Origin of the sequence: Saccharothrix coeruleofusca (assembly GCF_014648515.1) — a bacterium.
Taxonomy (GTDB): Bacteria; Actinomycetota; Actinomycetes; order Mycobacteriales; family Pseudonocardiaceae; genus Actinosynnema; species Actinosynnema coeruleofuscum.
The window spans coordinates 347,398-353,043 of record NZ_BMRG01000003.1 but is presented as its reverse complement, the minus strand read 5'-3'; the positions used below and the strand labels follow the sequence as shown (position 1 = coordinate 353,043).

Below are 5,646 nucleotides of genomic sequence, written 5' to 3'. Positions count from 1 at the left end.
TCACCGGCTTCCTCGCGCACCCCTCACAGCCCAGGCATCGTCGCATCTCCCCCGCTCGTGACCAAGTCCCCCGCCCCACCGACCACCGGGAACGTGACGCCCCTCTCGTCTGCAAGTACCACCCGCCCCCGTCCCACGGGCCGCTAACCACTACCCGCGTCCGCGTCCACCGACGCGGGTAGTGGTCATGCGCTCGCTACGGCCGCGCTGGTGGTACTTGCAGGTGCGGAGCGCAGGCGGCGAGGCCGTCACGCTGCCGGACACCGATTGCGGCAGGTGACGACTCCCGTCATCCGAGCAGCGGACCGGACGTCATGCGCTGACTGGCCTCGTGGGGAATCCCGTTGACCCTGAACCAGGACGGCGTGCTCACTTGGCCGAGGCGGTCGAGGATGTGGGGCATGGCCGCCGTCGGACCGGCCACCCAAGCGGCCATGAGCTTGAGCCCACCCACCGAGGGTTGGCGCACTCCGATCCAGTGCACTCCGCAGTCGTGGAGGGCTCGCCGCTCGGCGTCGTTCGCACGAACCTGCCTGGCGTCCTTGGTGATGATCGCGGTGAAACCGCCCGCGCTCAGCACTTGGAACAACGGGATGTCCTGGACCCCGGTCAATCCCTCACTGTGGCAGGAATGAAATCCGTGCTCGCGGAAGAGCACCCCGAGGGGACCGACAAGACTGTGGGGAAGGTTTTCATCGATGAAGAACTTCACGCCGCGCCGCTCCTGGCCGCGGCTACCGAATCGGCGAAGCTCACGGCGTCGGGAACAGCTTCCACGGGTACGGACGGGTAGTAGTGGTGCACGTCCTCCGCGGTGAGCGAGCCGTCCTCCACCAAGGCGGCCACGGTGTCGAACCCGATGCGCGTGCCCTCGATCGCGGGCCAGCCACCGAGCAGGTTCGCGTCGACGCGAAGATGTCCGCGCGGCCGCGTGAAGTCGACGACTTCCCGGCCGTTGCGCGTGGTGAACGGCTGAAACACCTCGGCCAGGGTGAACATGTGCGTCTGCCCCGGCTTGCGCACCAAATCCGTCCACCGCTCGTCGTCATCGCGCACGGCGATGGTGTCGCCGTCGGTGCCGAACCGGTACGAGGCCGGGTGGTCGGTGAACCGGTAGGCCCTCAGGTTGGCGAACGCCTTTCGCACCCTCTGCAAGGTCGACTCCGTGCGGAGCCACATGACGATGCGCAAGGCGACCACGTCCTGGTAGGAGTACAGAGCCGGATCGTCCGCAACACCGGGGACCACCAGCCCGGTATTCCGCCAGTGCCTGAGCTGCCCCATCGACGCGCCGCTGAGCACGGATGCGACATCGGCCGGGAACACCATTCACACCACCCCCGCGTTCATCGCGACCTCGACGACAGCATGACAGGTTGTGGCGCGAATACCTCACTGATCGAAAGCCGGACGGACATCGTTACCCGATCCTGTGACTATGACGCGCCCACCGCGTCAATGATCCGCTGCTGCCCGGCCGTGCCCCGCCCGTCCAGCACCACCGGCACGCTCAGCGGGGCGCGGAACGACAGCAGGCCCAGCATCGGCGGGGACTGCGCGGAGGCGAGGCGCAGCGCGGGGAAGCGGCGCGCGGTCTCCCGCAGCACCACCTCCGCCTCCAGCCTGGCCAGCCCCGCGCCCAGGCAGAAGTGCCTGCCGTGGCCGAACGCCAGGTGCTTGCGCGCGTCGGACCGGGCCGGGCAGAACGACTCCGGGTCGGTGAAGACCTCCGGGTCGGAGCCCGCGCCCGCCAGCATCAGCAGCAGGTGCGCGCCCGCCGGGACGTCCACCCCGGACAGCGTCGCGGGCCGGGCCGCCACCCGCCGCCACGTGGTGACCGGCGGGTGGCGGCGCAGCACCTCCTCGACGCAGCGCGCGGCCATGCCGGGTTCGGCCGCGCGGGGCCACAAGTCGTGCCGCAGCACCGCGTCGAACACCGCGCACAGCAGTTGCGTGGTGGTCTCCTGCCCCGCGATGAGCAGGAAGTAGCACAGCCCCGCCGCGTCGCGCAGCGGCACGCCCTGCGCCCGCAGCGCGCCGAACAGGTCGTCCCCTGCCGGGTCGGCGGCGGAGATCCGCGCGGTGAGCCACTGGTGGAACGCGGCGGCCGAGGCGACCAGCCCGCGCTGCCTGGCCGGGTCCGGCTCGCCCCAGAACAGCTCCAGCGACGCGGTGCTCCAGTCCTTGAGCGCGGCCACGTCCACGTCGCGGATGCCCAGCACCTCCAGCAGCACCAGCGCGGGCAGGTCGCGGGCCAGCGCCGGGTGCAGGTCGGCGGTCGGGCCGGTGATCCGGTCCAGGCGCTCGGCGGCCAGCTCCGCGATGCGCGGCTCCAGCGCGGCGACCCGCGCCGGGGTCAGGAAGCGGGCGACCAGGCGGCGCAGCCCCGCGTGGGTGGCGGTGCCGTTGTTGGCCAGCGTCGGCGGCAGCGAGAACCCGGCCCGCGCGAGCACCCGCAGCAGCGGCCGGGGGATGGGCGTGATCGCGGTCAGCGCGTTGTCCGGGTGGAACGCCGCCGGGTCGGCCAGCACCGCCCGCACGTCGCGGTGCCTGCTGACCAACCACAGCCCGGTGCGCTCGTCGCGGTGCACCGGGGCGTCCTCGCGCAGCGCCCGCAGTTCGGGGTGGCCGAGCCGGAAGAGGTCCACGCGGGCGACGTTAGCGCCGAATGCGACACTGCCGGAGTGAGTGCGCGCACAGGCGAATCGGTGTTCGACTGGATCGACACCCGCGCGGAGGCCCGCGCGAAGGCCGGTCTGGCCCGGCGGGTCCGCCCCCGCCCGGCCACCTCCACCGACCTTGACCTGGCGGGCAACGACTACCTCGGGCTGGCCCGCGACAAGCGGGTCACCGGCGCCGCGGCGGCGGCCTCGCTGCGCTGGGGCGCGGGGTCGACCGGCTCGCGGCTGGTCACCGGTTCGACCGAGCTGCACACCGAGCTGGAGTACGAGCTGGCCAACTTCTGCGGCGCGCAGTCGGCGCTGGTGTTCTCCTCCGGCTACGCGGCCAACCTGGGCGCGCTGACCGCGCTGACCGGGCCGGGCACCGCGATCGTGGCCGACCAGCACATCCACGCCTCGCTGATCGACGGGTGCAGGCTGTCCAAGGCGGACGTGGTGGTGGCCGGGCACTGCGACCTGCCCAAGGTGGCGCACGCGCTGTCCACTCGGGGCAAGCGCCGCGCGCTGGTGGTGACCGACTCGGTGTTCTCCGTGGACGGTGACCTGGCGCCGCTGGCCGAGCTGGCCGCGACCTGCCGCGAGCACGACGCGGCGCTGGTGGTCGACGACGCGCACGGGCTGGGCGTGGTCGGCGAGGGCGGCCGGGGCGCGGTGCACGCGGCGGGCCTGGCCAAGTCGCCCGACGTGGTGACCACGGTGACGCTGTCCAAGGCGCTGGGCGCGCAGGGCGGCGCGGTGCTGGGGCCCAGCCGGGTGATCAGGCACCTGGTGGACACCGCGCGCACGTTCATCTTCGACACCGGTCTGGCGCCCTCCAGCGCGGCGGCGGCGCTGGCCGCGCTGAAGGTGCTGCGGGAGGAGCCGGAGCGCCCGGCGCGGGCGCTGGAGGTCGCCGCGGAGCTGGCGAACCGGTTGCGGGAGAACGGGTTTCGGGTCAGCACGCCCGCCGCGGCGGTGGTGTCGGTGCTCGCGCCGTCGCCGGAGGCGGCGTTCGGCTGGGCCGAGGCGTGCCGCGCCCAGGGCGTCGTGGTGGGCTGCTTCCGGCCGCCGTCGGTGCCCGACCAGATCTCCCGGCTGCGGCTGACCGCGCGCGCCGACCTGACCGAGGCCGACGTCGAGCGCGCGGTGCGGGTGATCACGGAGACCGGCGCATCCGCAGGTGCGGTATCCCGTCCTCGATGAACTCCGCGCCCTCCGGCTGGAAGCCGAACGAGGCGTAGAAGTCGACCACGTAGGTCTGCGCGTCCAGCACGCACTCCCGGTCGCCGACCTCCACCAGCGCGGCCTCCACCAGCCGCCTGCTGCAGCCGCGCCCGCGGGCGGCGCGGGCGGTGCAGACGCGGCCGATGCGGAAGCCGCCGTCGGCCTCCTCCAGCAGGCGCAGGCACGCCAGCGGGTCGCCGCCCTCGGCCTCCAGCCAGAAGTGCCGGGTGCCCGGCTCCAGGTCGCGGCCGTCCAGGTCGTTGTAGGCGCAGGACTGCTCGACCACGAACACCTCGCCGCGCAGTCTGAGCAGGCCGTACAGCTGCGCGGGGGTCAGGTCGGCCGACCACTGCCTGCGCAGGGTGGCCTGGAGCGGTTGTGGGCGCACCGTGAGTTGGTACCACAGTCCCAGAACCGCCCGCTTCAGAACCGCCCGCCGAAGTGGCTGAGCCTGGTGTAGACGCCGGGTTGGCCGGGACGGGCGCAGCCGAACCCGTAGGAGACCACCCCGACCAGCGCGCCGCCGACCACCAGCGGTCCGCCGGAGTCGCCCTCGCAGGCGTCCCGGCCCCCTTCCGGGTGGCCCGCGCACAGCATCGCGTCGGCCCGGTAACCGGGGACGGCCGCGGCGCACTCGGCGTCCGCGCGGACCGGCACGTCGGCCCGCCGCAGCCGGGGCGACGGGGCCGCCCACTCGCCGGTGCGCCCCCAGCCGAGCACGGTGGCCACGTCCCCGGCCCGCGCGCGGCCGACCGCCACCGGGTGCGGCAGCCCGCGTTCCAGGGTGAGCACCGCCAGGTCGTCGCCGCCGGTCACGTCGCGGAACTCCGGGTGCCGCCAGACGCCCACCACGCCCACCTGCTCGCCCTCGCGACCGCGCAGGTCGGTGCGGCCCGCCACGGCGGTGATCGACTCCGGGGCGCGGTCGCGCGGACCGAGCAGGGAGCGCTCCACCACGCAGTGCGCGGCGGTGACCACCCGGTCCGGGGCGACCAGCGCGCCGCCGCAGAACAGCCGCCCCCCGGTGTCCTGGAGCGCCACGACCCACGGCGGCGCGGGCGTCTCCTCCCCGCCGACGACGGCCCGCGCGGGCGCGGAGGAGGCCACGAGCGCGAGGACGGCCAGCAGGAGGGCACTGCGGCGCATGGCGCACCTCTCTACGACAGGTGGACGACCGGTCACCCACCGTAGCGGCGAGGCACCACCGGATCAAATCAGGAGATTCTCCTGTTAGGGTGGCGTGCCGCCGAAGATTTATCGGCATATGGCACAGATCACCCCGATCTGTCCGGACCATGAGGGAGGTTGTCGATGCACTTGGATTACAGCCAGTTCCCGGCGTTCCTGATCGCGTGCGCCGTGGTCGTGCTCACCCCCGGCGTGGACGCCTTCCTGCTGCTGCGCACCTCGATGCGCTCGGGGACGCGCGCGGGCCTGCTGGCGCTGGCGGGCATCCACACCGCCGCGGCGGCCCAGGTCGGCCTGGTGATCGCGGGCCTGGGCGTGGTGCTCGCGCGCTACCCGCTGGTGCTCGCCGCGCTGCGCTGGATCGGCGCGGCCTACCTGCTCTACCTCGCCGCCACCATCGCGCGCGACCTGGTGCAGCGGCGCGGCGCGGTGGACCACGCCGAGGAGGTGGTCGCCGACCGGCCGTTCCGGCGCGGGTTCCTGACCAACATCACCAACCCGAAGATGCTGCTGTTCAGCCTGGCGTTCCTGCCGCAGTTCATCGGCACCGGCGACCCGTCGGCCCAGCTGGCCG

General features: G+C 73.5%; 7 protein-coding genes and 1 riboswitch (1 of these 8 only partly in view). Of the genes, 2 read left to right on the top strand and 5 right to left on the bottom strand.

Annotated features, from left to right (window positions below):
- Positions 1-48, bottom strand: a riboswitch (cobalamin riboswitch) (it extends 112 nt beyond the left edge of the window).
- A gap of 241 nt (positions 49-289) precedes the next feature.
- The 3 genes from IEZ00_RS10180 to IEZ00_RS10170 form a co-directional block, all read right to left on the bottom strand.
- A complete protein-coding gene (locus IEZ00_RS10180; protein ID WP_189222930.1) occupies positions 290-712 on the bottom strand; it encodes a PIN-like domain-containing protein in 423 nt (140 codons plus the stop codon).
- On the bottom strand, positions 709-1,329 hold the full coding sequence (locus tag IEZ00_RS10175) for a DUF433 domain-containing protein (RefSeq protein WP_229795378.1): 621 nt from the start codon (positions 1,327-1,329) through the stop codon (positions 709-711). The genes IEZ00_RS10180 and IEZ00_RS10175 overlap by 4 nt, the downstream gene beginning before the upstream one ends.
- A 107-nt stretch (positions 1,330-1,436) precedes the next feature.
- Positions 1,437-2,648: a cytochrome P450 gene (locus tag IEZ00_RS10170; RefSeq protein ID WP_229795376.1), complete on the bottom strand. Its 1,212-nt coding sequence runs from the start codon at positions 2,646-2,648 to the stop codon at positions 1,437-1,439.
- 36 nt (positions 2,649-2,684) lie between these two features.
- Here IEZ00_RS10170 and IEZ00_RS10165 point away from each other — a divergent pair, with 36 nt between their 5' ends.
- A complete protein-coding gene (locus IEZ00_RS10165; protein ID WP_189222929.1) occupies positions 2,685-3,863 on the top strand; it encodes an 8-amino-7-oxononanoate synthase in 1,179 nt (392 codons plus the stop codon).
- Here IEZ00_RS10165 and IEZ00_RS10160 read toward each other — a convergent pair.
- Together IEZ00_RS10160 and IEZ00_RS10155 are read right to left on the bottom strand one after the other, a co-directional pair.
- Positions 3,817-4,272 (bottom strand): GNAT family N-acetyltransferase, encoded by a 456-nt coding sequence (locus IEZ00_RS10160; RefSeq protein WP_189222928.1) that lies wholly within the window; start codon positions 4,270-4,272, stop codon positions 3,817-3,819. The genes IEZ00_RS10165 and IEZ00_RS10160 overlap by 47 nt on opposite strands.
- Before the next feature lie 35 nt (positions 4,273-4,307).
- On the bottom strand, positions 4,308-5,030 hold the full coding sequence (locus IEZ00_RS10155; protein ID WP_189222927.1) for a S1 family peptidase: 723 nt from the start codon (positions 5,028-5,030) through the stop codon (positions 4,308-4,310).
- 165 nt (positions 5,031-5,195) lie between these two features.
- Between IEZ00_RS10155 and IEZ00_RS10150 the strand changes: the two genes are divergently transcribed.
- The coding region (locus IEZ00_RS10150) for a LysE family translocator (protein ID WP_229795374.1) at positions 5,196-5,646 on the top strand (451 nt) is incomplete at its 3' end.

Coding starts and splice junctions, on each gene's coding strand:
- IEZ00_RS10175 (WP_229795378.1), bottom strand. CDS start 1,329: ATGGTGTTCCCGGCCGATGTCGCATCCGTGCTCAGCGGCGCGTCGATG.
- IEZ00_RS10155 (WP_189222927.1), bottom strand. CDS start 5,030: ATGCGCCGCAGTGCCCTCCTGCTGGCCGTCCTCGCGCTCGTGGCCTCC.